The sequence below is a fragment of the Sulfitobacter sp. W002 genome (genome assembly GCF_025142135.1).
GTDB lineage: Bacteria > Pseudomonadota > Alphaproteobacteria > Rhodobacterales > Rhodobacteraceae > Sulfitobacter > Sulfitobacter profundi.
On the sequence record NZ_CP081126.1, the window covers coordinates 2,735,408 to 2,759,751 of the forward strand.

General features: G+C 63.5%; 22 protein-coding genes. 11 read left to right on the forward strand and 11 right to left on the reverse strand.

Going from position 1 to position 24,344, the window contains the following annotated elements; genetic code table 11:
* Nucleotides 1-103 precede the first annotated feature (103 nt).
* Nucleotides 104-2,293, reverse strand: coding sequence for a primosomal protein N' (locus K3758_RS13445; RefSeq protein ID WP_259945811.1), 2,190 nt, complete (start codon nucleotides 2,291-2,293; stop codon nucleotides 104-106).
* A 122-nt stretch (nucleotides 2,294-2,415) separates the two neighbouring features.
* Here K3758_RS13445 and fsa point away from each other — a divergent pair, with 122 nt between their 5' ends.
* Nucleotides 2,416-3,069: a fructose-6-phosphate aldolase gene (gene fsa, locus K3758_RS13450; protein WP_067623130.1), complete on the forward strand. Its 654-nt coding sequence runs from the start codon at nucleotides 2,416-2,418 to the stop codon at nucleotides 3,067-3,069.
* Between the two features lie 63 nt (nucleotides 3,070-3,132).
* Here fsa and K3758_RS13455 read toward each other — a convergent pair whose 3' ends face one another.
* The gene (locus K3758_RS13455) at nucleotides 3,133-4,053 is read right to left on the reverse strand and encodes a nitrilase-related carbon-nitrogen hydrolase (RefSeq protein ID WP_259945816.1); all 921 of its coding nucleotides are present in this window, start codon (nucleotides 4,051-4,053) and stop codon (nucleotides 3,133-3,135) included.
* A gap of 267 nt (nucleotides 4,054-4,320) precedes the next feature.
* Between K3758_RS13455 and K3758_RS13460 the strand changes: the two genes are divergently transcribed.
* The 3 genes from K3758_RS13460 to K3758_RS13470 all read left to right on the forward strand — a co-directional run bounded on the left by K3758_RS13460 (nucleotide 4,321) and on the right by K3758_RS13470 (nucleotide 6,520).
* A complete protein-coding gene (locus K3758_RS13460) occupies nucleotides 4,321-5,028 on the forward strand; it encodes a DUF484 family protein (protein ID WP_132444331.1) in 708 nt (235 codons plus the stop codon).
* On the forward strand, nucleotides 5,025-5,969 hold the full coding sequence (locus tag K3758_RS13465; RefSeq protein WP_259945819.1) for a tyrosine recombinase XerC: 945 nt from the start codon (nucleotides 5,025-5,027) through the stop codon (nucleotides 5,967-5,969). The genes K3758_RS13460 and K3758_RS13465 overlap by 4 nt, the downstream gene beginning before the upstream one ends.
* 122 nt (nucleotides 5,970-6,091) lie before the next feature.
* Nucleotides 6,092-6,520, forward strand: coding sequence for a PACE efflux transporter (locus K3758_RS13470; RefSeq protein WP_067935974.1), 429 nt, complete (start codon nucleotides 6,092-6,094; stop codon nucleotides 6,518-6,520).
* On the opposite strand, the gene meaB is transcribed toward K3758_RS13470, so the two are convergent.
* On the reverse strand, nucleotides 6,517-7,491 hold the full coding sequence (meaB, locus tag K3758_RS13475) for a methylmalonyl Co-A mutase-associated GTPase MeaB (protein ID WP_259945821.1): 975 nt from the start codon (nucleotides 7,489-7,491) through the stop codon (nucleotides 6,517-6,519). The genes K3758_RS13470 and meaB overlap by 4 nt on opposite strands.
* A gap of 80 nt (nucleotides 7,492-7,571) precedes the next feature.
* Between meaB and hrpB the strand changes: the two genes are divergently transcribed.
* Nucleotides 7,572-9,995: an ATP-dependent helicase HrpB gene (gene hrpB / locus K3758_RS13480; protein ID WP_259950103.1), complete on the forward strand. Its 2,424-nt coding sequence runs from the start codon at nucleotides 7,572-7,574 to the stop codon at nucleotides 9,993-9,995.
* Nucleotides 9,996-10,049: 54 nt separating this feature from the next.
* Here the strand turns inward: hrpB and msrB are convergent, their stop codons facing one another.
* The 4 genes from msrB to K3758_RS13500 form a co-directional block, all read right to left on the reverse strand.
* The gene (msrB, locus tag K3758_RS13485; protein ID WP_259945823.1) at nucleotides 10,050-10,532 is read right to left on the reverse strand and encodes a peptide-methionine (R)-S-oxide reductase MsrB; all 483 of its coding nucleotides are present in this window, start codon (nucleotides 10,530-10,532) and stop codon (nucleotides 10,050-10,052) included.
* Between the two features lie 82 nt (nucleotides 10,533-10,614).
* Complete coding sequence (locus K3758_RS13490; protein ID WP_259945825.1) at nucleotides 10,615-11,169, reverse strand: fasciclin domain-containing protein; 555 nt, start codon at nucleotides 11,167-11,169, stop codon at nucleotides 10,615-10,617.
* Between the two features lie 170 nt (nucleotides 11,170-11,339).
* Nucleotides 11,340-12,032 (reverse strand): anti-sigma factor domain-containing protein, encoded by a 693-nt coding sequence (locus K3758_RS13495; RefSeq protein WP_259945826.1) that lies wholly within the window; start codon nucleotides 12,030-12,032, stop codon nucleotides 11,340-11,342.
* A complete protein-coding gene (locus K3758_RS13500) occupies nucleotides 12,029-12,577 on the reverse strand; it encodes a sigma-70 family RNA polymerase sigma factor (RefSeq protein ID WP_120351664.1) in 549 nt (182 codons plus the stop codon). The genes K3758_RS13495 and K3758_RS13500 overlap by 4 nt, the downstream gene beginning before the upstream one ends.
* 241 nt (nucleotides 12,578-12,818) lie before the next feature.
* Between K3758_RS13500 and K3758_RS13505 the strand changes: the two genes are divergently transcribed.
* The 4 genes from K3758_RS13505 to K3758_RS13520 are packed head-to-tail and all read left to right on the forward strand — an operon-like array spanning nucleotide 12,819 to nucleotide 16,908.
* Nucleotides 12,819-14,021, forward strand: a complete 1,203-nt coding sequence (locus K3758_RS13505; protein ID WP_259945829.1) for an FAD-binding oxidoreductase — start codon at nucleotides 12,819-12,821, stop codon at nucleotides 14,019-14,021.
* Entirely contained in the window at nucleotides 14,018-14,797 is a 780-nt protein-coding gene (locus tag K3758_RS13510; protein ID WP_259945831.1) for an HpcH/HpaI aldolase/citrate lyase family protein, read from the forward strand. Before K3758_RS13505 ends, K3758_RS13510 begins: the two co-directional genes overlap by 4 nt.
* Before the next feature lie 12 nt (nucleotides 14,798-14,809).
* Entirely contained in the window at nucleotides 14,810-15,652 is an 843-nt protein-coding gene (locus K3758_RS13515; RefSeq protein ID WP_259945833.1) for an NAD(P)-dependent oxidoreductase, read from the forward strand.
* 23 nt (nucleotides 15,653-15,675) lie between these two features.
* On the forward strand, nucleotides 15,676-16,908 hold the full coding sequence (locus K3758_RS13520) for a mandelate racemase/muconate lactonizing enzyme family protein (RefSeq protein WP_259945836.1): 1,233 nt from the start codon (nucleotides 15,676-15,678) through the stop codon (nucleotides 16,906-16,908).
* Nucleotides 16,909-17,034: 126 nt separating this feature from the next.
* On the opposite strand, the gene K3758_RS13525 is transcribed toward K3758_RS13520, so the two are convergent.
* Both K3758_RS13525 and K3758_RS13530 read right to left on the reverse strand, forming a co-directional pair.
* Entirely contained in the window at nucleotides 17,035-19,209 is a 2,175-nt protein-coding gene (locus K3758_RS13525) for a thiamine pyrophosphate-dependent enzyme (RefSeq protein ID WP_259945838.1), read from the reverse strand.
* Between the two features lie 130 nt (nucleotides 19,210-19,339).
* Complete coding sequence (locus K3758_RS13530) at nucleotides 19,340-20,563, reverse strand: acyl-CoA dehydrogenase (RefSeq protein ID WP_259945841.1); 1,224 nt, start codon at nucleotides 20,561-20,563, stop codon at nucleotides 19,340-19,342.
* A gap of 97 nt (nucleotides 20,564-20,660) precedes the next feature.
* On the opposite strand from K3758_RS13530, the gene K3758_RS13535 reads away from it, so the two are divergent.
* Together K3758_RS13535 and K3758_RS13540 are read left to right on the forward strand one after the other, a co-directional pair.
* On the forward strand, nucleotides 20,661-21,560 hold the full coding sequence (locus K3758_RS13535; protein WP_259945843.1) for a LysR substrate-binding domain-containing protein: 900 nt from the start codon (nucleotides 20,661-20,663) through the stop codon (nucleotides 21,558-21,560).
* Between the two features lie 86 nt (nucleotides 21,561-21,646).
* Nucleotides 21,647-21,979, forward strand: coding sequence for a hypothetical protein (locus tag K3758_RS13540; RefSeq protein ID WP_150120555.1), 333 nt, complete (start codon nucleotides 21,647-21,649; stop codon nucleotides 21,977-21,979).
* An 83-nt stretch (nucleotides 21,980-22,062) separates the two neighbouring features.
* Here K3758_RS13540 and K3758_RS13545 read toward each other — a convergent pair whose 3' ends face one another.
* Together K3758_RS13545 and K3758_RS13550 are read right to left on the reverse strand one after the other, a co-directional pair.
* A complete protein-coding gene (locus tag K3758_RS13545; RefSeq protein WP_259945849.1) occupies nucleotides 22,063-22,476 on the reverse strand; it encodes a VOC family protein in 414 nt (137 codons plus the stop codon).
* 221 nt (nucleotides 22,477-22,697) lie between these two features.
* Entirely contained in the window at nucleotides 22,698-24,257 is a 1,560-nt protein-coding gene (locus K3758_RS13550) for a bifunctional UDP-sugar hydrolase/5'-nucleotidase (RefSeq protein ID WP_259945852.1), read from the reverse strand.
* Nucleotides 24,258-24,344 lie beyond the last annotated feature (87 nt).

Consider the following 24,344-nt stretch of genomic DNA (forward strand, 5'->3'; position numbering starts at 1 on the left):
GATTGCAAAAGCGCCAGACCATGGGACGGTCTGGCGCTGCCCGGCGGCCTTACGGCCTTGGTTCCGGGCTGTTGTGCCCATTGGGACGTTACGCCAGCCAGCCTCAATAAAAACTCTGCGGATCGATATCCACGGCCAGCCGCAAATCCCCCTTCAGCCGCAGCGCACCAACCCACTTGCTCAGCGCCTCCTGCAGCGCCACGCCCTTATCCGCCTTTACCAACAACCGCACCCGATGCCGCCCGCGCACCCGGGCAATCGGCGCGGGCGCTGGCCCAAAAACCTGCGCGCCCACGGCCCGCAAAGGCCCGTCATGCCGCGCCAGATGGTTGCCCAGATCAAACACCGCCGCCGCATCGCTGCCGCTGAGAATGATCCCTGCCATACGGCCGTAAGGCGGCACCCCGGCCTGCCGCCGCTCGCCTGCCTCGGCAGCCCAAAACTTCTCTTCCTCGCCCGCTAAGATGGCCCGGATCACCGGATGCTCGGGCTGATAGGTCTGCAACAACGCCGCCCCCGGTGCTTCGGCCCGCCCCGCACGTCCCGCCACCTGCCGCATCAGCTGAAACGTCCGCTCCGCCGCGCGCAGGTCCGACCCGGTGAGGCCGAGATCAGCATCAATCACCCCCACCAGCGTCAGCTTGGGAAAATTGTGCCCCTTGGCGACCAGTTGCGTGCCGATGATGATGTCTGCAGCTCCTTCCGCGATGCCCGCGATCTCGGCCTTCAGCGCCCGGGCCGAGCCGTACATGTCCGAACTCAGCGTCGCGATGCGTGCTTCGGGCCAGAGCGCCGTGGCTTCTTCGCCCAACCGCTCAACCCCCGGCCCGATGGGGGCAAGTTTGCCCTCCACTTTGCACGAAGGACAGGCTTCTGGCATCGGCTTGGTCTCACCACACTGATGGCAAACGAGTCGCTTAAGGAACCGATGCTCCACCATCCGCGCGTCACACTGATCGCAGCCGATTTGTTCGCCACAGGCCCGGCACAGCGTGATCGGCGCATAGCCACGGCGGTTGATAAAGAGCATCGCCTGCTCGCCGCGCTCCAGCCGCGCATCGACCTCGCGCTTCATCTCGCCCGAGATCCATTTATCCCCCGGCAAACCCGCCTGCCGCATGTCAATCGCGCCCATCTTCGGCATCACCGCCGGACCAAAGCGCGAGGTCAATTCCAGCCGCCGATACTTGCCCGCCTCTGCATTGGCCCAAGTCTCAAGACTGGGCGTCGCACTGGCCAGCACCACCTGCGCCCCGCAGATTGACGCGCGCAGCACCGCCATGTCGCGGGCGTTATAAAGCACCCCGTCTTCCTGCTTGTAGGACGTATCGTGCTCCTCATCGACAACGATCAGCCCGAGGTTCTGGAACGGCAAGAACAGCGCCGAACGCGCCCCGATCACGAGCTGCGCATTGCCCTGCCCCACCATGCGCCAGATGCGACGGCGCTCTGTCATGGTGACGCCGGAATGCCACTCGGCGGGCTTCGCGCCAAAGCGCTCCTCGACCCGGTCGAGAAACTGTTCGGTCAATGCGATTTCCGGCAGGAGCACCAGCGCCTGCCGCCCGGATTGCACGGCGGCGGCGACGGCTTCGAGATAGACCTCAGTCTTGCCCGATCCGGTGACCCCGCGCAGCAGGGTCGTGCCGTAGGTCTCGGCCTTGATCCCCTCGCGCAGCACCGCCGCGGCTGTCGCCTGATCCTCGGTCAGCGCCTTGCCGGGCAGTGATGGATCGAGCCGCCGAAACGGCAGATCGCGGGGGCTTTCCTCTTCGCGCACGGCACCTTGATCGACCAAACCTTTGACCACCGAAGAGGTCACCCCGGCCATCTCCGACAATTCCTTCAACGTAAAGGCCAGATCGCCGCATTCCTCCAACACCGCCATCACCCGCTGGCGCGCGTCGGTCATGCGGGTCGGCAGGCCCTCGCCCGCGCGGTAAATCTTGCGCATCGACGGCGGATCGCCCAAACCCGGCGCACGGGTGGCCAGCCGCAGCATCGCGGGCAGCGGGGTCAGCGTATAGGCCGCCGAGCGCAGCAAAAACTCGCGCATCTCATCGCGCATCGGCGGGGCGTCCAGCACCCGGATCACATGGCGCACCTTGTTGATATCGTAATCCCCGGCCCCCGGCCCCCAGACCACGCCCATCACCTTGCGCGGACCCAATGGCACCTCGACGAACGCGCCCGCATGGCAACCGCCTTCGGGGGCGCGATAGTCCAACGCGCGGCCCAAAGGCTGGGTGGTCATCACCGACAGCAACTCGCCATGATGGTAGAATTCAGCCATGTCTGCCGCATGCTCCGTGTCGCTTGGGGGAATTGAGGCTTTAAGCATCGCAGATCATGCGGTAAAGCCAAGGCAAGCAATAGACCTGTTAGCGATCACATTCCAACCCGGAAGGAAAGCCCATGAAATTCTTTGTAGATACCGCCGAGATCGACGCCATTGCCGAACTCAATGACCTTGGCATGGTCGACGGCGTCACCACCAACCCCTCCCTGATCCTGAAATCAGGCCGCAACATCCTTGAGGTTACCAAAGAGATTTGTGACCTCGTCGACGGCCCAGTTTCTGCCGAAGTGGTGGCGCTGGAAGCCGACGCGATGATCGCCGAAGGCCGCAAACTGGCCGAGATCGCCGACAACATCACCATCAAGCTGCCGCTGACATGGGACGGGCTCAAAGCCTGTAAGGTTCTGTCGGGCGAAGGTCACATGATCAACGTGACGCTCTGCTTCTCGGCGAACCAAGCGCTGATTGCTGCTAAAGCTGGCGCGACCTTCATCTCGCCCTTCATCGGGCGTCTGGACGACATCAACCTCGATGGCATGGACCTGATCCAAGACATCCGCACCATCTATGACAACTACGGGTTCGAGACTCAGATCCTCGCCGCCTCCATCCGTAGCGTGAATCACGTGCTCGACGCCGCGCGCATCGGTGCCGACGTGATGACCGCGCCGCCAGAAGTGATCAAGAAACTGGCCTCCCACCCGCTGACCGACAAAGGTCTGGAGCAGTTCATGGCCGATTGGAAAAAGACCGGTCAGAACATCCTCTGATCCGGCCTGAGCGCCAAGATATCAAACCCCTTCCGTCCCTGGCGGAGGGGGTTTTTCTTTGCCCTATGCGGCGTTGCCTTCGACAGTCAGGTGATCGCCCGACCACAGGCCGGGGCGCACCTCGGCCTCGGCCGCGCCTGCGCGGATGCGACGGCACTGCCCCACGGGAATCGCCGGAGCCTGCAACACCAGGTCCATGCCCTGCGCCGCCGTCTGGGGCGGCAAGGCCGCGTGCATCCCGTCCAAGGCCACCGACACATCGCAGGGCAGATAGACGCTCGCCCCGCCCACGCCGGTATCCTCTTGCCACGGGGTCAACGGCGCGCCAACCGCGCCGACACAGCACACGGCAGTCTGCAATTCTATCGCCCGCGCCCGTGCACAGCTAAACACGCGGTTGTAGCCGGTGATCATGTCGGTCTTGGCGGGGATGATCACCAGATCAAGGTCCAGCTCGCCCAGTTTCGACCAGAGCGCGGTATATTCCGCATCCAGACAGATCGCGATGACACAGCGCAGCCCGTTCCAGTCGAACAGGTTGATCCCGGTGCCCGCGATGGTCACGCCGCTGGCGCCATTTGCCTCAAGCGGCGTCAGGCTCAGCTTGTTTTGCACCTGCATTCCGCCATCCGGGGTCAGGAACCACGCCTGATTGAGATACCCCTCGGGCGCATCGACCGACGGAAAGGCCACGGGAAATGTGCCGGGCAGCAGGGCGACGCCTGTCTGCTCCACCATGCGGCGCATCGGGTCGAGCGCCAGCGCGGCGGTCTTCGCGAGCCACCCCAGTTGCTGCTCTGCGGGCAGGTCCGCCGGGGCAAAACTCAGCCATTGTGCGCAGCAAAACTCAGGCATCACCAAAAGCTGCGCCTCGCGCGCGGCGGCTTGTTGCAGACGCAGTTCCACACTGGCAAGCCAGCTTTGCAGCGAATCCGGCGTGACCTGAAGATTGGCGGCCCAAAGATCGACAGAGACATGTTCCATGTAAGATTTCCTCTCCCGGTAAGGCCATTTCGCCACATCCGGGGATATGCAGCAGGCTTCGGTCAGGCGCGCGGGCGTTGCGGCTGAAATCCGCGCGTCGACCGGGGCCAACACACCCGCGCCGCTTTTGTTCCCGTGGGCTTCGTTCTACATCCCGGCCTGACGCAAGGCGGCAACAAGACCGCAGGCGGCAAGACCCATGACCAATTGGGGGCAGATCTTGACGCCCCACCATGCTATGACACCGCAAATCAAAAAGAGACGCCCATGAGCAGCAGCCCTAAAATCGACGACGCCCTGCGCGAGGCGATCATCTCAGCGCCCGATGTCATCCTTGACGACAGCGATGTGATGCAGGCGCTGATTGCAGCGAATGAGAAGGCCATGGGCGGCAACATCGTCGACCTGCGCGGCATCGCGATGGAGCGTTTGGAAACCCGGCTTGATCGGTTGGAAGACACCCACCGCAGCGTCATCGCCGCGGCCTATGAAAACCTCGCCGGGACCAACCAGATCCACCGCGCGATCCTGCAAATGCTGGACCCGGTGGAGTTTGAGACCTTTCTGCGCAATCTGGGTGGCGAAGTGGCCGACATCCTGCGCGTTGATGCGGTGAAACTGGTGCTGGAATCGACCCAGAACGACAATGACCCGGCGGTGCAGCGGCTGGGTGACGTGTTGACCGTGGCCGAGCCCGGCTTCATCGACGATTACCTCAGCCAGGGCCGCGGTGGTCTGGTGCGGCAAGTGACCCTGCGTGCGATTCAGGATGGCGCCGAGGCGCTCTATGGCACCAAGGCGGGGTGGATTCGCTCCGAAGCCTGCCTGAAGCTCGATTTCGGCGCGGGCCGCCTGCCGGGCTTGCTGGTCATGGGCGCCGAAGACCCGCATATGTTCGGCCCGCAACAGGGCACCGATCTGCTCACTTTCTTTACCGGCGTGCTGGAGCGATCCATGCGCCGCTGGCTGTCTTGAGCGACAAGGCAAATCCCCTGCTGATCAGCCCCGCCGCGCGGGACGCGCTTCAGACATGGCTGGAGCACCAAAGCGCCTTGAAGGACGCGGCAGAGAATACCATCATCGCCTATCGGGGCGATGTGACCGAGTTTCTCACCTTCATGACCCTGCATAAAGGCGACACCCAAGGCCTTGGCGCGCTGGCGAAAATCACCATCAGCGACATGCGCGCTTGGATGGCCAGCACGCGCAGCGGGGGGGTCGGCTCACGCTCGGTGGCGCGCAAACTCTCGGCGGTGAAAGCCTTCTACCGCTGGCTGGCCGAGCGGGAGGGGTTTGAGCCCACCGCCGTTCTGCTTGCCCGGTCGCCCAAATTTCAGAAAAAACTCCCCCGCCCACTGGCCGAAGATGCCGCCCGTGCGCTGATCGACTGTGTAGAAACCCAAGCCCGCGCCCCTTGGGTCGCGGCGCGCGATGTCGCTGTTCTGACGATGCTTTGGGGCTGTGGGCTGCGGATCTCCGAGGCGCTGGCGCTCAAGGGCGGCGATGCGCCCCTGCCGAATAGCCTGCGCATCATCGGCAAAGGTGGCAAGGAACGGGTCGTACCGGTCTTGCCTGCTGCACGCGCCGCTGTCGAAGATTACCTCGCTGTCTGTCCCTACCCGCAAGAGCCGCAGGCCCCGCTGTTTCGTGCCATTCGCGGCGGCGCATTGGGCGCGCGGGCCGTGGCGCAGGTGATGGCCGATGCGCGGATGCAATTGGGCCTTCCGGCGACGGCCACGCCCCATGCCATGCGCCACAGCTTTGCCACGCATCTGCTCGATGCGGGCGGTGATCTGCGCGCGATTCAGGAATTGCTGGGCCACGCTTCGCTCTCGACCACGCAAGCCTATACCGCCGTCGACACCGCGCGGCTGATGGAAGTCTATAACAACGCCCATCCCAAAGCGGGCCGCTGAGCCCTTCCAAGCTGACCCTCTTGCACCCTGCGCCCCAATCGCCATATTGAGACCAAGCGAGGACGACCTCCCCCATTTGGGCAGCCACTCGGGACGACCCGACCAATACCGGGACCGACCCCATGCGCAGTACTGCAGACCGCATCCGCCACGCCATAAGCTTTGAAGTTCTCGCCCTGTTGATCGTCACGCCCATGGGCGCTTGGCTGTTTGACAAGCCACTGCATGAGATTGGCGTCGTCACCATCGTCAGCGCCAGCATCGCGACGGGGTGGAACTACCTCTACAACCTTGGCTTCGATCACGCCTTGCGCCGTCTGCGCGGCACGGTCCGCAAGACGGTGCCGATCCGAGTGCTGCACGCCGTTACATTTGAGATCGGCCTGCTCTTCGTCCTGATGCCTTTCATCGCGTGGTACCTGAGCATTTCGCTGATGGAGGCCTTCCTGATCGACGTGAGCTTTGCGCTGTTCTACCTGATCTACGCCTTTGTCTTTAACTGGGTTTACGACGTGCTCTTCCCGGTGCCAGAGCCTGCCCGCCCGTCTTAATCAGCGCGCAGGCGGCTGACGAACTCAGCCGCCGCCTCTGCCGGATCGCGCGCACCTTCGGCCACGGCATCACTGAGCCGTGCCAGATCGTCCTTCGCCTGTGGTGTCTCCAACTGCGCCAAAAGCCGGTGCTTCACATCCTGCTCGAACCAATAGCGCGCCTGCGCGGCGCGGGTGCGGTCCCAAAAGCCCTGCGCGCGGCGCCAGCCGGTCAATTCTTGCAAGGCCGCCCAAGTCTCCTCCAGACCGTTTTCCTCCAGCGCCGAAACCGCCGTGGCGCGGGGAAAGCCTTCGGGGTCTTGCGGGCGTTTGCGCAGCAGGCGCAGGGCACCGGCGTAGTCGGCCCGGGTGCGCGCGGCGGTGGACTTCAGATCGCCATCGGCCTTGTTGATCACGATCAGATCGGCAATCTCCATGATGCCGCGTTTCACGCCCTGCAACTCATCCCCGCCCGCCGGGGCCAGCAGCAAAACGAAGGCGTCCGACATCTCGGCCACCACCGTCTCGGACTGGCCGACGCCCACGGTTTCAATCAGCACCACGTCAAAACCCGCCGCCTCGCAGAGCCGCACCGCTTCGCGCGAACGGCGGGCGACACCGCCAAGATGGGTCTGGCTGGGCGAAGGACGGATGAAGGCGCGCGGCTCCCGGCTGAGCCGGTCCATCCGCGTTTTGTCGCCCAAGATCGACCCGCCCGAACGCGCCGAACTGGGGTCCACCGCCAGCACCGCAACGCGCTTGCCCTGCCCCGTCAGCATCATGCCAAAGCTTTCGATAAAGGTGGATTTGCCCACCCCCGGCGTTCCCGAGAGCCCGATGCGCAGCGCCTGCCGGTCGGTGGGCAGCTCCGCCAGCAGGTCCGCCGCCGCCGCGCGATGGTCCGCGCGGCCCGATTCCACCAGCGTGATCGACCGCGCCAGCGCGCGGCGCTCGCCTGCTATGAGGCCCTTGGCCAGATCGTCGATATCCATGGGCCAACTTTTGCGGGGGCGGCGCGGAATTGTCCATCCCCACCCTTGGCGCGGGGGCGGCTTTGCCCGATAACCGCGCCATGTCCAACGCTGATTTCGCCCTGCCCATCGACGCCGTTCTGCCTGACGTGATCGCCGCCCTGCGTGAGACGGGCCGCGTGGTGCTGCAAGCCCCGCCCGGGGCGGGCAAGACGACCCGCGTGCCGCTGGCAATGCTCGACGCTCGCCTGACCCAAGGCCGCATCCTGATGCTGGAGCCGCGCCGCCTTGCCGCCCGCGCCGCTGCCGCACGCATGGCCGAAAGCCTTGGCGAAGAGACCGGCCAGACCGTCGGTTTTCGCGTGCGCGGCGCTTCGGCGGTGTCGAAAAACACCCGCATCGAGGTCGTCACCGAAGGCATCCTGACCCGCATGTTGCAAGACAACCCTGACCTGCCCGGCGTGGGCGCGGTGATCTTTGACGAATTCCACGAACGCTCGCTGAACGCCGATCTGGGCCTCGCGCTCTGCCTTGAAGTGGCGGGTGCCTTGCGCGACGACCTGCTGCTGGTCGCCATGTCCGCCACGCTTGATGCCGCCCCGGTGGCAGAGTTGATGGAAGCCCCCATCGTCACCTCCGAAGGCCGCAGTTTTGAGGTAGAGCCGCGCTGGCTCGACAAGCCCATGGGCAAGCAACGGCTTGAGAATGCGGTGGCCGACCTGACGCTGAAAGCGCTCGCCGAAGCCCCCGGATCGGCGCTGGTCTTCTTGCCCGGCGAAGGCGAAATCAGGCGGGTCGAGGCGCTGTTGCGCCCGGCGCTGCCGACTGATTGCACCTTGGCCCCGCTCTTCGGCGCGCTGGAATTCAAAGCGCAGCAGGCCGCCATCGCGCCTGTGCGGTCGGGGCGGAAGGTCGTGCTGGCAACCTCCATCGCGGAAACCTCGCTCACCATCGAAGGCATTCGCACCGTCGTCGACGCTGGCCGCTCGCGCCGCGCGCTGTTCGACCCGGCCTCTGGCATGTCGCGGCTGGTGACCGAACGTGTGACCCGCGCCGAGGCCACCCAACGCGCGGGCCGTGCAGGGCGGGTTGAGGCGGGCGTGGCCTACAAACTCTGGACACGCGGCGAAGAAGGCGCGCTCGCCGCCTTCCCCCCGGCAGAGATTGAGGCGGGGGACCTCACCGGCTTCGCGCTGGAACTGGCGCTTTGGGGCGCGCAGGCCGAGGACCTCAGTTTTGTCAGCCCGCCCCATCCGGGCCGTTTGGCCGAGGCGCAGGCGGTTTTGCGGATGCTCGGCGCGCTCGACGCCGCCGGCCGCATCACCGACCATGGCCGCAAATTGGCCAAGCTGCCCCTGCACCCGCGACTGGCGCATATGGTGGCGCGCGGCGGGCCGCGTGCGCCGCTACTGGCCGCACTTTTGGCAGAGCGTGACCCGATGCGCGGCGCGCCGGTGGACCTGTCCCTCAGGATGGATGCATTGGACGGAAAGCGCAGCGCCACCCCGCCCCATCCCCCGACACTGGCGCGGATCAAGGCCGAGGCCAAGCGGCTGGGCCGGATGACAAAGGGCGACGGGCCGGACGGACTGGGCGTGCTGGCGGCCCTTGCCTACCCAGACCGCGTCGGGCTGCGCCGCAAGGGCGAGGCGCCGCGCTATGTCCTATCGGGCGGCAAGGGCGCGATCCTGCCCGCGGCTGACCCGATGGCAGGCACGCGATTGCTGGTGGCCACCGACCTTGACGGCGACCCGCGAGAGGCGCGTATCCGGCAGGCGGCGCTGATCTCGGACGCTGAGTTGCGCAGCACTTTTGCCGACCAAATCCATTGGCAGGAGGTCTGCATCTGGTCGCGCCGCGAGGGGCGCGTGCTGACCCGGCGGCAAGAGGTGTTCGGTGCGCTGGTACTCGAAGACCGCACATGGCCCGATGCGCCCGCGGATGCGGTGGCGGTCGCGATGCTTGACGGTGTGCGGCAATTGGGGCTGAACCCCGGCAAGGCGGCGGCGCTGTTTCTGGCCCGCGCCCGGTTGATGCCCGCGCCCTTCCCCGATTTCAGCGAAGCGCATCTGATGGAGACGCTGGACGACTGGCTGCTGCCGCATCTGGCCGGTGTGCGCAGCACTGGCGATTGGAAAGGGTTCGACATTACCACGGCGCTCAAGGCGCGGCTGACGTGGGAGCAACAGCAAGAGTTGGACCGCAACGCGCCCGCGCATTTCGAAACCCCATTGGGGCGGCGCGTGGCGATCGACTACAGCGGTGAGACCCCGGGCATCGCCCTGCGCCTGCAAGAGATGTTCGGCGTTACCCGGCATCCGACGGTCGGCGGGCAGCCATTGCAGGTCACACTGCTCTCCCCCGCTCAGCGCCCGGTGCAGGTCACGATGGACATCCCCGGATTTTGGGCAAGTTCCTACGGGGATGTGCGAAAAGACATGCGCGGACGTTACCCGCGCCACCCGTGGCCCGAAGACCCCACGGTCGCGGACCCGACCCTGCGGGCCAAACCGCGCGGCACCTGAAACGATAACGCGCGCCGAAAGCGGCGCGCGGTATAATCGTCAGAGCGTCCGTACTCAGGCGGCGGTGAATTTCAACGAGACACCGTTGATGCAATGCCGCTTACCCGTAGGCTCGGGCCCGTCGTCAAAGATATGGCCCAGATGGCTGCCGCAACGGTCGCAATGCACCTCGGTCCGGCGCATAAAGAAACTGTTGTCGGACATCGTCTCGACCGCATTTTCTAGCGGTTGGTAAAAGCTCGGCCAGCCGGTGCCGCTTTTGAACTTGGTCGCGGCATCGTAGAGCGGCTGGTCACAGCCCTTGCAAATAAACGTCCCGGCGCGCGTCTCATCATTCAGGGGGCTGGTAAAGGCGCGTTCCGTATCGCCTTCGCGCATGACCGCATATTCGGTATCGCTCAGCATGGCGCGCCACTCGGCTTCCGTTCGCTCAACCTCAAAATCGCCTTCGACATAGGCTGCCAAAGCGCCGCGTGCGCCCAACCCGATGGCGGTGGCGCCCAGAAAGGTCGATGTCAGAAAATGACGTCTGTTCATGGTGTTACTCCTCGCTTTCGGATTAGGTCAACGCCGGACCAGCATGGAGGTACTGGTCCGGCCACATCGTGCGGGTTGCCTATTACTTGGGCACCAACACGCTGTTTACAACGTGGATCACGCCGTTGGACTGGTTCACATCTGCGATAGTCACGCGCGAGGCATTGCCGCTTTCGTCAATGATGTAGACGTTTTGACCCTTCACCTGCGCCGACAGCGCGTCGCCGGACACGGCGTTAAAGTGGTAGAACCCATCGCTGGAGGCGCGCGCCTTGGCGGCGATGTCGGCAGCAGACCAGTTGCCCGCGACCACATGCGCGGTCAGCACTTTGGTCAGCATGTCTTTGTTCTCGGGCTTGAGCAGCGTGTCGACGGTGCCAGCGGGCAGCGCATCAAAGGCGGAATTGACCGGGGCGAAAACGGTGAACGGACCTTCGGAGGCCAGCGTCTCGACCAGACCGGCGGCCTTCACAGCGGCGACCAGCGTGGTGTGATCGGCGGAGTTCACGGCGTTCTCGACGATGTTCTTGTTCTCGAACATGGGCGCGCCGCCCACTTCGGGATTGGCAGCGATGGCACCGGTGGCCAACAGGGCAGCAGTGGCGGTCGCGGCGGCAAATGTCTTGAGCGTTTTCATCTGGTTTCCTCCTCAGATGCCCCCCGTTGTGGGCGGCGATACTGGACCCACGGGCCAAGAGTGAGAGGAGTTTCAGAATGGTTCAAAAAATTCGAAATAAAGTTGTAGCGCGTTGTTTTACCCTAGAAAAGTGAAACGCCCCACTCAATCAGAGAAGGGCGTTTCGGGGTCTAGAGTTCGGCCACGGTACCGGCAGCCATGATGGTGCCGGTGGGGGCGCCGTCAGGGGCGCCGCCCGGTGGCTCATCCGTGATGGCCAGTGTGATCTGCGCGGCCTCGGGTGCCAGATCGGCGGGCAAGACCACGCGGTTGACTTCACCCTCAGGCAGCACGCCCAAGGAGATCGGCGCGCGGTCTGGCAAGATGGCCCAAAGCTCCAGAACGCGGCCTTCGGGTGCGGTCCCCGAGACCCGGCGCAGCGCGATATCGCCGCGCGACATGTCCATGACAGCCAGCAGTTCCAGCGCGCTGTCTTCGGCGGCCATGCGGGTGGCATAGACCTCGCCCGGCGACTGAACCGGTGCCTCGCGCAGCATCGGCAAGGCAAGGAAGGCCACGGTGGCGAGAGCCGCAACCGATATCACTTGCCAGAGCCAGAGACGCTGCATCAACGGCACCTGCCGCGCGGGGAAGAGCCGCGACATCAGAGTGCGGCGCAGTTTCGCAGGCGGGTCGACGGGCGCGATATCGTCGGTCAGCGCCACGAAACGCTCCTGCCAATCGGCGACGCTGCGGGAAAAATCACGGTCTTGAAGTAGGCGCGCGCGCGCCGCCACACGGTCTTCGCCTTCCAGCAGGCCCAAGGCCACTTCGGCGGCCAGAAGATCGCCGTCTCCGGCTGGAATGATGGGGGTGTCACTCATGCGCTCATACACTCCCGCAGGCTCATCAACCCGCGACGCAGCCAAGTGCGCATGGTATTGAGCGGCACGTTGAAACGCTGCGCAAGGTCGGCATAGCTGTCGCCGTCGAGATAGGCACCGCGCACCGCGGCACTGCGATCTGCCTCAAGGTCGTCCAGACAGTTGCTGAGGCGCGTGGCCTCGGACGCGGCCACGGCGGATTGCTCGGGGTTCGGCCCCGGCGCGGCCAGTTCCAGCCCCGGCGTGTCGATATTCTGATGGCCTTTGCGGGTGGCGCGCAGCCGGTCGATCGCAGTGTTGCGCGCAATGGTGATCAGCCACGTCATCGGCGACAGGCCATTGGCCTGATAGCGGTCGGAATGGTTCCAGATTTTGACGAAACTGTCCTGCATGGCGTCCTCTGCTGCGGCCCGTGTATCCAACACACGCAGGCAGACCCCGAATAGTTTCGCAGACACCCGATCATAAAGCGCCTCAAAGGCGGCACGATCCCCCAGAGCAACCTGTGCAATCAGACGCTCAATCTCTTCACGGTCGCTGTCCAAGGGCCACTCCTTCGGGCGGTGATATCTTTTGCGGCACAGCAATCATGGTGCGACAGCCGCTACAAAAGTCAACGATGCAATAGAACCGCATCTTTCGAATGCCACCCTGCCCCAACCTAGGGCAGTCGCGCAACCCATCGCGGAAAAACGAAAAATCGCCCCGCCGTTCACAAAGATTGCAGGCTCTGGATGCTTAGGCTACCCACAATTCAGAAGGGGAATGCGCAAAGGGAGACTGTGCATGCAAAACGCGCTTGAGACGTCATATGACGTGGTGATCGTGGGCGGGGCCATCTACGGCTCGGCACTGGCTTGGTGGCTGACCAACACGCCGGGATTTGACGGCGAAGTGTTGGTGGTCGAACGTGACCCGACCTATGAATTCGCCTCGACCAGCCACACGAATTCCTGCATCCGGCAGCAGTTCACCGCGCCGGTGAACATCCAGATTTCGCAGTTCGGGGCCGAGTTCATCCGCAACTTCCGCCACTTCATGCATGACGATCCCGAAGTGCCGGAACTGGCGCTGCAAAGCTTTGGCTACCTCTACCTTGCCGACACGCCCGAGTTTGCCCAGACCTTGCGCGAAGCGCAGAGCATTCAGGCCTCCATGGGCGCGCATACACAGCATATGACCAAGGATGAGATCGCCGCGCGCTATCCGTTTTACATGCTCGACGATGTGATCGCAGGCAACCACAACACGGTGAACGAGGGCTATTTCGACGGCGGCACCATGTTTGACTGGTTCAAGCGTATGGCCAAGCGCCGGGGCGTGACCTTTATCCATGACGAGGTGACGGGCATGACCCTGAACCCCGCAGGCAGCGCGGTGGATGCGGTGACGCTGAAATCCGGCGCAACGGTCTCTTGTGGCACGGTGGTCAACGCCTCTGGCCCCCGCGCGGCAGCGACGGCGCGGATGGCGGGCATCACCCTGCCCGTCGTGCCACGCAAACGCTACACCTTCATCTTTGACGCTGCCGAGCCGCTAGAGATGGACCTGCCGCTGACCATCGACCCCAGCGGCGTGCATATGCGCCAAGAGGGTAAGTATTATATGGCCGGTTGCCCGCCCGAAGATGACTACGACGCGGCCTATGATGATTTCACCTTTGACCATTCGATCTGGGAGGAGAAGGTCTGGCCCATCATCGCCACCCGCGTCCCGGCCTTTGAACGGGTCAAGGTGATCAACGAATGGGTCGGCCACTACGCCTTTAACACTGTGGATCAAAACGCAATTGTCGGGCGGCACGACAAAGTCGAAAACTTCGTCTTTATGAACGGATTTTCCGGCCATGGGTTGCAGCAAGCCCCGGCCATCGGGCGCGGCACGGCTGAGTTGATCACCCATGGCGCCTATCGCACGCTGGACCTCACCCCATTGGACTACGGGCGCATCACGCGGTCGGAGAAATTTATCGAAAAGGCCGTGATATGAAGCACCCCGAGAACACATTCCTCACGGCCATCCGCGCCGGGAAAAAGCAGTTGGGCCTCTGGGTCTCCCTCTCGGATGGCTATGCCGCCGAGGTGGTGGCCCATGCAGGCTATGACTGGGTGATGCTGGATATGGAGCACGCGCCGAGCGACATGAAATCGGTGCTGGGGCAGCTACAGGCGTTCTCGGGCAGCGACACAACGGCGATGGTGCGGCCCGATTGGAACGATGCGGTCAAGGTCAAACGCCTGATGGACCTCGGCGCGCCGGGGCTGCTGTTTCCCATGGTGCAATCCCCCGACGAGGCACGTGCTGCCGTCGCCGCCTGTCGCTATCCGCCGCGCGGCATTCGTGGCGTGGCCGGGCTGAACCGCGCTAACCAATTTGGCCGGGTCGAGGACTACAATGCCGAAGTCGAGAGCCAGACCGCCATCCTGATCCAGCTTGAGACCCGCGCCGCCGTTGAAAACGCCGCCGCCTTTGCCGAGGTTGAGGGGATCGACGGCATCTTCTTTGGCCCGGCCGACATCGCTGCCGACATGGGCCATCTTGGCCAGACCATGCATGCGGAGGTTTGGGAGGTGATCCGCCCGGCTGCGAAGGTGTTGATGGACAAGGGCATTCCGGTCGGAACGCTGGTCACCGACCCCGATTTTGCTGCCCAATTGCTGAACGAAGGCTTCACCTTCGTTGCCTGTGGGACCGACGTGGGCCTTTTGGCCAAAGGCGCCGATGCGCTGCGCGCCCAAGTGCGCGCCAAGATTTCTGTGACGTGAAAGGAAGATGTTGTGAAATTTAAGAAACTGGTCCTGACAGGTGCTGCCGGGCGGCTTGGCTCCTACCTGCGCGAGCCGCTGGCCGCGATGTGCGAAGAACTGGTCAGCTCTGACATCGCCGAGGACATTGGCAAACTTTACGACGGCGAGCGCTATCAGAAGGCCGATCTGGCGGAATACGATGAGGTTGCAGCCCTGATGGAAGGCGCCGACATGGTGGTGCATTTCGGTGCCATCGTGGACGAAAAACCTTTCATGGAACTGCTCGGCCCGAACTTCGTCGGCTCTTACAACGTGTGGGAAGCCGCCTATCAGGCAGGCGCACGCCGCGTCGTCTATGCCTCCTCGATCCACGCCGTGGGGATGCACAAGAAATCCGATTTCATCGGCATTGACGCCCCCCACAAGCCCGACACGTTCTACGGCCTCGCCAAATGCTTCACCGAAGACCTCGGCTCCATGTACTGGGACAAACGCCAGCTTGAGTCCGTGCATCTGCGCATCCTGAGTGCGGCACAGGTCAACAACTCCCGCGCGCTTGGCTCGTGGCTCAGCTATGACGATCTGATCCAGCTTGTGACGCGTGCCGTGGATACGCCCTCGGTCGGTTTCTCGGTCATCTACGGTGTGTCGAACAACGACCGCGCCCCGGTGGACAATGCCAAGGCCGCCTTCCTCGGTTACCGGCCCAAGGACAACGCCGAGCAATTCGCCGAAAAAGTGCTGGCCGAAGAAGGCCCCGTCGACATCACCGACCCCGGCCAAATGTGCCACGGTGGCCCCTTCGCCAAGGTCGATCTGGGCGAAAGCGGCATTGCACAGATGACCATCGTCGACGACAAAAAAGAGACCTGATCAAGCGCGCAGGAGAGACCGTCATGAAGCTACAAGACCTCGACATCATCGTGACGGCCCCGCCCGCCCCCGGCTGGGGCGGGCGCTACTGGATATTGGTCAAGGTGACCACCGACACCGGCGTGACCGGCTGGGGCGAATGCTATGCCGCCAGCGTCGGGCCCGATGCAATGCGCGCGGTGATCAAAGATGTCTTTGCCCGCCATATGCAGGGCGAAAATCCTGAGAATATCGAGTTGATGTTCCGCCGCGCCTATTCCGCGGGCTTCACCCAGCGGCCAGACCTGACCGTCATGGGTGCCTTTTCGGGGCTAGAGATCGCCTGTTGGGACATTCTAGGCAAAGACCGCGACCGTCCGGTGCATGCGTTGATCGGCGGGCGCACCAATGACCGGGTGCGCGGCTATACCTACCTCTACCCGCTGCCGCATCACAGCATGGCGGATTTCTGGACCTCGTCCGAGATGGCGGCGGAATCGGCGGCGGACTGCGTGGCGCGGGGCTATACGGCAGTGAAATTCGACCCCGCCGGCCCCTATACGCTGCGCGGTGGGCATATGCCTGCGATGTCGGATATCAGCACCTCCGTGGCCTTTTGCAAAGCCATCCGTGAGGCCGTGGGCGACCGTGCCGATCTCCTGTTCGGCACCCACGGACAGTTCACCACCGCAGGCGCGATCCGGCTGGGCCAAGCGATCGAACCCTACAGCCCGCTCTGGTACGAAGAGCCGATCCCCCCAGACGCGCCCGAGCAGATGGCCAAGGTCGCGCGCAGCGTGCGCATTCCGGTAGCAACGGGCGAGCGGTTGACGACAAAGGCCGAGTTCGCGCCGCTGTTGCGCGCCGGTGCGGCAGAGATTTTGCAACCAGCGCTTGGCCGCGTGGGCGGTATCGCCGAAGCCAAGAAGATCGCCGCCATGGCCGAGGTCTATAACGCGCAGGTGGCACCGCATCTCTATGCAGGGCCGGTAGAATGGGCAGCGAATGTGCAGCTTGCCACCGCGATCCCGAATATCCTGATGTGCGAATGTATTGAGACGCCGTTTCATGACCAGCTGATCAAAGGGTCGATCCGGGTGGAGGATGGGTTCATCACCGCCCCCGACGCGCCCGGTCTGGGGATCGAAGTGGACGAAGACCTTGCCCGCGCGCATCCCTACACAGGCGACAGGCTGCATCTGGAGATGCGCGAAGAGCCTTGTGACTATGTGAATGGGAATAATTTTCAGGGCGGTGCGCCAGCGGATAGCCACTAGGCGCGCCCACCCGGGCGGGATTCAAGCCGCAGGCGCCGGGCCATCGCCTGCCCGCCCGTCACGCCGAAGGCGTGCCGGCAGATACTGGCCCACCTCTGGTGTGACCGGGCAGGCGCTGGCCCTCAGCTACCCCAACAACTCCCGCGCCGCTGCAACGATCCCCTCGCGCGAGGGCAGGGTCGCCGCATAGGCCGGACCCGTGGCGATAAAACTGTCCTCCGCCGTTAGCCGTGCAAAGCGCTCAACCCCGCGCTCTGCCATCAGCGCCATCAACGCTTCGGCCTGCCCGCCGGTGCGGCGACATTCATCAACGATCAACACAGGCCGATCCCCGATTGCTGCCAACAACGCCTCTTCCGGCAGTGGGGCCAACCAACGCAGGTCTATCACCCGTGCCTTGACGCCCTGCTCCGCCAAATCATGCGCGGCCTGCTGGCTCAGATAATGGCCATTGCCATAGCTCACGATCGCCAGATCGCCGCCATCACCCGACACACCAACCTCACCCAAACCAATCCTCCGATCAGGTGCCGGATAGTTCCGCATCCAGCCGCCATCACCGGCCTCTAACAAATCCCGCATCGGATAAAGCGCAATCGGCTCGACAAAAACCACCACCCGCTGCTCCTCGCGTGCCAAGCGGTGCGCCTCGCGCAGCATCATCGCCGCATCATCCCCGGCGGACGGACAGGCAATGATAATCCCCGGAATGTCGCGCAACACGGCCAGCGAGTTGTCATTGTGGAAATGCCCGCCAAAGCCCTTCTGATAGCCCAGCCCGGCGATGCGCAGCACCATCGGGTTGGTCCACTGCCCGTCCGAGAAGAACGGCAGGGTGGCCGCTTCGCCGCGCAACTGGTCTTCGGCGTTGTGCAGATAGGCGAGGAACTGAATCTCAGGCATCGGCACGAAACCGTTATGCGCCATACCGATAGCGAGGCCCAGAATGCTCTGTTCATCCAACAGCGTGTCGATCACACGCCCCGGCCCGAACCGGCCCTGCAACTTCTGTGTGACGCCATAGACCCCGCCCTTGCGGCCCACGTCCTCGCCCATCAGCATGGTTTCGGAATGCGAGAGCATCAGATCATGCAGCGCCCAGTTGATCAGCCGCGACATCGGCTGCGGGTTGTCCATCTGCGCCATGTCACTGCCAAAGGTTTCGGCCCGCATTTCCGCGCTCGGCCCATTGCTCGGCGCGCAGTCGCGTTTGGGCGGCACGAGGCTCGCCATCACATCCGATGCAGTCTTGAGACGCGGGCGTTTGATCACCTCTGCCGCCGCTTTCGCCACGGCATCTTGGGTCTCACGGTAGATCGCCAGCGCCTCATCGGCGTTCATTCCGGCCTCCACCAACAGCCGCGCGGAATGCAGCAGCGGATCATTCGCCTCATCGGCCTCGACCTCTGCACGGGGCAGATAGGAAGTCGCCACATCCGCCCCCGCATGACCATAGAGCCGCACAGTGCGCAGATGCAGGAAGGCGGGCTTGCGGTGGACCCGAACATAATCCGCCGCTTCTTTCGCCGCTGCAAAGGCCGCATGAAGGTCCAGCCCATCGCCCTCAAAATACTTCAAGCCCGGTCGGGCAGACATGGAGGCTTTGATCCATCCCGTCGGTGTCTTGGTCGAAATCCCGATGCCATTGTCCTCGCAGACGAAAAGCAGCGGCAGCGGCACGCCCTGAACGGCAGTCCAGCAAGCGGCATTGATCGCGCCCTGCGCGGTGGAGTGGTTGGCCGAGGCATCGCCGAAACTGCACATGGCGATTGCATCGCGCGGCAGGATCGCATGCTCAGGCCGGTTGCGCCGTGCCATGCCGATGGAATGCGCGGCCCCCACCGCCTTGGGCAGGTGGCTGGCAATGGTCGAGGTCTGCGGCGGGATCATCAGCGGGCGCGAGCCCAGCACCTTATGCCGCCCGCCGCTGGTCGGATCCTCAGCCGAACAGGCGAAACTCAGGAGCATATCGCGCAGCATGTCCTGCCCCTCGACCTGATCGGCGCGGGCGATCTGGAACGCCGCATCGCGGTAGTGCAGGAAGGCGATGTCATCGACCCGCAGCGCCGCCGCCACCGCGGCCATGCCTTCATGGCCCGACGAGCCGATAGTATAGAACCCCTGCCCCTCTTTCTGCATCACACGGCTTTGCAGGTCGAGCGCACGGCTCAGCACCTGTGCGCGGTAGAGCTGCTCTAACGCAGCACGATCAAGCGCCATTTTGTCGGAGGTGGAAACGGGAAAATCCCCCGCCGCAACGCGACGGAGGAAGTTCTCATGAACGATGGCAACGCGGTCCATGGGGCCTCTTGGAATAGGAATTAAACGCCGATGGCGAAAGCATTTCGGCCAGAAAGAAAGGCGCCGCCTCTCTTTCTGGCCATAAGTATTTGGGAGTGGCCGGGGGAACAGTTCCCCCCGATGCCGGTCTTTAGAAGAACGCCTGCAGGCCGGTCTGGGCGCGGCCCAGGATCAGGGCGTGCACGTCATGGGTGCCCTCATAGGTGTTCACCGTCTCAAGGTTCATCATGTGGCGGATCACTTGGAATTCGCCCGAGATGCCGTTGCCGCCGTGCATGTCACGCGACATGCGCGCGACGTCGAGCGCCTTGCCGCAGTTGTTGCGCTTGACGATTGAGATCATCTCGGGCGCGGCGTTGGCGGCATCCATCAGGCGGCCCACTTGCAGGGAGCCCTGAAGACCGAGCGAAATCTCGGTCATCATATCCGCCAGCTTCTTCTGGAACAGCTGCGTTTGCGCCAGCGGCTTGTTGAACTGCTTGCGATCCAACCCGTACTGCAGCGCGGCGTGCCAGCAGAACTCGGCGGCACCCATCGCGCCCCAAGAAATGCCGTAGCGGGCGCGGTTGAGGCAGCCAAACGGCCCTTTCAGACCCTGCACATTTGGCAGCAGCGCGTCTTCGCCGACTTCAACACCGTCCATGACGATCTCGCCGGTGATCGAGGCGCGCAAGCTGAGCTTGTTGCCGACCTTCGGCGCGCTGAGACCCTTCATGCCCTTTTCCAGCACGAAGCCGCGGATCTTGCCGTCATGCGCCTCGGACTTGGCCCAAACCACAAAAACATCGGCGATGGGGGAGTTCGAGATCCACATCTTGGAGCCGGTCAGCTTATAGCCATTCTCGGTCTTCACGGCGCGGGTTTTCATGCCCGCAGGGTCGGAACCTGCGTCAGGCTCGGTCAGGCCAAAACAACCGATCCATTCGCCCGAGCAGAGCTTCGGCAGATACTTCTGGCGCTGCTCTTCGGAGCCATAGGCATAGATCGGGTACATCACGAGGCTCGCCTGCACCGACATCATCGACCGGTAGCCGCTGTCGACCCGCTCAACTTCGCGCGCGACGAGGCCGTAGGAGACATAGCTGCCGCCCAGCCCGCCATATTCCTCGGGGATGGTGACGCCCAGAAGGCCCATCTCGCCCATCTCGCGGAAGATTTCGGGGTCGGTCTTTTCCTCGGCGAAGGCTTCGATGACGCGCGGTTGCAGCTTTTCCTGCGCATAGGCACGGGCGCTGTCGCGGATCATGCGCTCGTCTTCGCTCAACTGGCTGTCGAGGCGGAAGGGATCCTGCCAATCGAAGGTGCCAAGATCGGGTTTGTCCTTGGCGCGCAGCTTGGGGGCGTCTGCAGTCATGATGCATCCTTTCGGGTGATGTGATTTGCGGCAGTATTGCAAATTGACGGCGCAAACTCTATCGCTGCTTTGTCCTGAGTTCATGAGAAAAAGTCATATGATCGCGCCCCGCCGATTCCTGCCCTCGATCTCGGCCCTGCTGTCCTTCGAGGCTGTGGTGCGGCTGGGCACCGCCACGGCGGCGGCGCAGGAACTGAACCTGACGCAGAGCGCGGTAAGCCGCCAGATTAAGACGCTGGAGGAACAACTAGGCGTGTCGCTGATGATCCGTCAGGGCCGCCGGCTGAGCGCGACGCAGGCGGGGTTGGATTATGTAACGCAGGTGCGCGACATCCTGAACCGGCTGGCGCAGGCCTCGGTCTCGGCCCGGACGAACCCCGCGGGCGGCACGCTGGATCTGGCGATCTTGCCCGCCTTCGGCATGCATTGGCTGGCCCCCCGGCTGCGCGATTTCGCAAGGGATCATCCTGAGGTGACAGTCAACCTCTCCACCCGGTTGCGGCCCTTCGCCTTTGCAGGCAGCCGATTCGACGCCGCCATTCATTTTGGTCATGAAGACTGGCCCGGCGTGCGCTATCTGCCGCTTTTGCCGGAAACGGTGGTGGCGGTCTGTGCGCCTGATTTGCTGGCCGAACCGTTGGAGGATGCGCGCGATGTGCGGCATCTGCCGCTGTTGCATCTGGAAACCCGCCCGCGCGGGTGGGCGCGGTGGTTGTCCTCGCTTGGGGTAACCGATGAGCCGCCGGGCGGGATGATGTTCGACCAATTCTCGACCATGGCGCAGGCGGCGATCCACGGGCTGGGGGTGGCTCTGCTGCCGACCTTTTTCGCCCGCCCCTACCTGCGCGACGGGCAATTGGTGCTGGCCGCGTCGCAAACCACGCAGAGCATCGGCAATTACTACCTCGTCTGGCCCGAAGACCGTGATGAGACCGCGGCGCTCGCGTCTTTCCGCGGTTGGCTCGCCCAGCAGGCAGAGCCCGCGACAGAGAAATAATCCAGCCCGAACCGGCCAAAGTTATGCCGCATTTACCTTGTATGAAACCGGCTAACCTGCCCGCATCGGGCGATCCAAAGGAGCAGATGATGCTAAGTTCATACCGCAAAAGCGCCGGTGCTCTGGCCCTCGCCCTGAGCGTTTGCGCCGCCAGCGCCATGGCCGAGAACCGCAATGTGCTGATTGTTGACGGCGCCTATTTCCCAGCGCTTTCGCATGTGCAGCCGGGCGATCAGGTGGTCTTTACCAACAATGCCACCGGCAGCCACACGATCACCGGTGAAGGCGATGCCTGGACCAGCGACGCGATCCCCGTGAACGGGAGCTATACGCTCGACATCACGGCAGAGACCCCGACGACCTTCAGTGGCCAGACCCTGGAAGAGCCTGCCTTTGAAGGGGCGATCAGCTTCGACTAGTCTGCCGCGCGGTTGCACGGCCCATTCAGACTTACCAAAGCCCCGCCCTCAACCGCGGGGCTTTGAAGTTTTATCGCTTGGCCCTACTGGGCAAAGACGCGCTCCATATCGGCAAAGCCTTTGACCTCGATCGGGTTGCCCGAAGGGTCGCGAAAGAACATCGTCGCCTGTTCGCCCGGCTCCCCTTCGAAACGCAGAGACGGTTCGATCACAAAATCAACCATCGCGCCTTTCAGCCGCTCGGCCAGCGCCTTCCAATCGTCCATCTGCAACACCACCCCCAGATGCGGCATCGGCACCATATGTTTGCCCACCTTGCCGGTGGCTTCGGTGGCGAAAGGCTCCCCCAGATGCATCGAAATTTGGTGGCCAAAGAAGGAATAATCGACCCAAGTCTCGGTCGAGCGGCCCTCGGTGCAGCCCAGCACATCGCCGTAGAAGGCGCGGGTCTCATCAAGGTCGCGAACGTTATAGGCAAGGTGGAAGGGGGTCAGCATGGGTGGTCTCCTGTTTCGGTTGCCGTCTGTGTATCCCGTAGCGGGAAAGGTGCAAGAGGCGGTCGGTTTGTGCGGACTTGGCAGCGGGCGCAATAGCCCGGAATCAAGGGCGTATGCCCGCTGGGCAGCGCCAGACCGCCCGGACGGGCTGGCGCTGCCCGGCCCCTCAAACAAAAAGGGCGCGCCCAATCGAACGCGCCCTCTCGCTCAGGTCGGTGAGCTTACTTCATCGTAATGCGGCCATCGGTGTAGGGCTTGTAGCTGCCACTCTTTGCCAGATACTCCGCCGTCACATCGGCCAGATCGGGGCCGAAGTCATAGGCATTCTCGGCGTCCTTGAACATCGCGTAGCCATCGCCGCCGTTGCGGACATAGTTATTGGAGACGGCGCCATAGGTCTTTTCAGGATCAATCGGCGCGCCCGCGACCATCACATCGCTGATGCGGCTGCCCGGCTCGGCCTTGGGATCAAAGGTGTAGGACATGCCCGCCACCTGCGGGAAGCGGCCCGCGCCGTCTTCCAACTGGCTCACACCATTCTCCAGCGCCTCGATCAGGGTGGCACCGCTGATCTGGAAGGTGGACAGCGTGTTCTGGAACGGCAGCACGGTCAGCACCTCGCCCATGGTCACCTCGCCCGCGTCGATCGACGCGCGCAAGCCGCCCGCGTTCGAGATCGCGATGTCGATACCTTGATCCTTCACCCGGTCCAGCATGGCGTCGGACACGAGGTTGCCCATGGCGCATTCCTGCGCGCGGCAAACGTCGCGACTGCCTTCGATGGTCTCTGCCGTTTCGGCCACGACCTTTTGACGCAACTCCTCCAGTGGGGCGGCGCGCTCGGCCACCAGATCAACCGTGGCCTGATCCTCTTCAACAGAAGCATCCAGCAGAATCGGATCACCAGAGATCGAGGTCACCTCGCCCGCGTCGTCGAAGGTGACGTTCAGCTCGCCCAGATATTTGCTGTAGGCATAGGCCTGAACGATCGGCACGTCGTTAACCATTGTAGGATAGGCGCCTTCGGCACGTTCCTCACTGTTGCTGAGCAAGGTGTGGGAGTGGCCGCCAACGATCAGGTCAACGCCGGTGAGTTCTTCGGCAAGCCGCTTGTCACCTGCCAGACCGATATGGGTGAGCAAGATGATCTTGTTGATCCCATCCTCGGTCAGCGCGTCAATCTCAGCCTGCGCCGCATCGGCGGCCGGAGAAAAGATCACCTCGGCCCCGGGCGATGACGTTTCGGGCGTGTCCTCGGCAAGCACGGAAATGACGCCGATCCGCTCCCCGCCGACCTCAAGCACGGTGGATTTGCCGATCTCGCCATCCAGCCCGTCGACACCGCTGACATCGATATTGGCCGACAGGACAGGGAAATCGACCTGAGCCACGAAATCGGCCAGACCTTTGGGGCCGTCGTCGAATTCATGGTTGCCCACGGCCATCACATCATAGTCGAGCTTTGACATGAATTCAGCCGCCATGTCGCCCTTGTAGCGCGTGTAGAACAGCGAGCCTTGGAACCAGTCGCCCGCATCCAGCAGCAGGTGGTTCTCGCCCGCGCGTTCGCGCGCGTCTGCGATCGCGGTGACCATGCGCGCGACGCCGCCAAAGCATTTGCCCTCGCCATTGTCTTCGGCGCTGCAAGGGCCGTCATATTTGCTGATCGGCTCGAACCGATCATGGAAATCATTGGTGTGCAAAATAGTCAGATTATATTCAGCCGCCGCCATGCCACTGGTCAAAGCCAGAGCCGCGGTCGCGGTCAGGAATCGTTTCATGATAGTTCCCCTGTTGGTTATTATGCCGGTATCGTGGCGTGGGGTTCGGCCCGTGTCAAAGGCCATGTCGCCTGCCCTATGGTCACC

Bases quoted from the DNA above. Each gene is read 5' to 3' on its own strand.
- K3758_RS13445 (WP_259945811.1), bottom strand. From the start codon at position 2,293: ATGGCTGAATTCTACCATCATGGCGAGTTGCTGTCGGTGATGACCACC.
- fsa (WP_067623130.1), top strand. From the start codon at position 2,416: ATGAAATTCTTTGTAGATACCGCCGAGATCGACGCCATTGCCGAACTC.
- K3758_RS13455 (WP_259945816.1), bottom strand. From the start codon at position 4,053: ATGGAACATGTCTCTGTCGATCTTTGGGCCGCCAATCTTCAGGTCACG.
- K3758_RS13460 (WP_132444331.1), top strand. From the start codon at position 4,321: ATGAGCAGCAGCCCTAAAATCGACGACGCCCTGCGCGAGGCGATCATC.
- K3758_RS13470 (WP_067935974.1), top strand. From the start codon at position 6,092: ATGCGCAGTACTGCAGACCGCATCCGCCACGCCATAAGCTTTGAAGTT.
- meaB (WP_259945821.1), bottom strand. From the start codon at position 7,491: ATGGATATCGACGATCTGGCCAAGGGCCTCATAGCAGGCGAGCGCCGC.
- hrpB (WP_259950103.1), top strand. From the start codon at position 7,572: ATGTCCAACGCTGATTTCGCCCTGCCCATCGACGCCGTTCTGCCTGAC.
- msrB (WP_259945823.1), bottom strand. From the start codon at position 10,532: ATGAACAGACGTCATTTTCTGACATCGACCTTTCTGGGCGCCACCGCC.
- K3758_RS13490 (WP_259945825.1), bottom strand. From the start codon at position 11,169: ATGAAAACGCTCAAGACATTTGCCGCCGCGACCGCCACTGCTGCCCTG.
- K3758_RS13495 (WP_259945826.1), bottom strand. From the start codon at position 12,032: ATGAGTGACACCCCCATCATTCCAGCCGGAGACGGCGATCTTCTGGCC.
- K3758_RS13505 (WP_259945829.1), top strand. From the start codon at position 12,819: ATGCAAAACGCGCTTGAGACGTCATATGACGTGGTGATCGTGGGCGGG.
- K3758_RS13510 (WP_259945831.1), top strand. From the start codon at position 14,018: ATGAAGCACCCCGAGAACACATTCCTCACGGCCATCCGCGCCGGGAAA.
- K3758_RS13520 (WP_259945836.1), top strand. From the start codon at position 15,676: ATGAAGCTACAAGACCTCGACATCATCGTGACGGCCCCGCCCGCCCCC.
- K3758_RS13525 (WP_259945838.1), bottom strand. From the start codon at position 19,209: ATGGACCGCGTTGCCATCGTTCATGAGAACTTCCTCCGTCGCGTTGCG.
- K3758_RS13530 (WP_259945841.1), bottom strand. From the start codon at position 20,563: ATGACTGCAGACGCCCCCAAGCTGCGCGCCAAGGACAAACCCGATCTT.
- K3758_RS13535 (WP_259945843.1), top strand. From the start codon at position 20,661: ATGATCGCGCCCCGCCGATTCCTGCCCTCGATCTCGGCCCTGCTGTCC.
- K3758_RS13540 (WP_150120555.1), top strand. From the start codon at position 21,647: ATGATGCTAAGTTCATACCGCAAAAGCGCCGGTGCTCTGGCCCTCGCC.
- K3758_RS13545 (WP_259945849.1), bottom strand. From the start codon at position 22,476: ATGCTGACCCCCTTCCACCTTGCCTATAACGTTCGCGACCTTGATGAG.
- K3758_RS13550 (WP_259945852.1), bottom strand. From the start codon at position 24,257: ATGAAACGATTCCTGACCGCGACCGCGGCTCTGGCTTTGACCAGTGGC.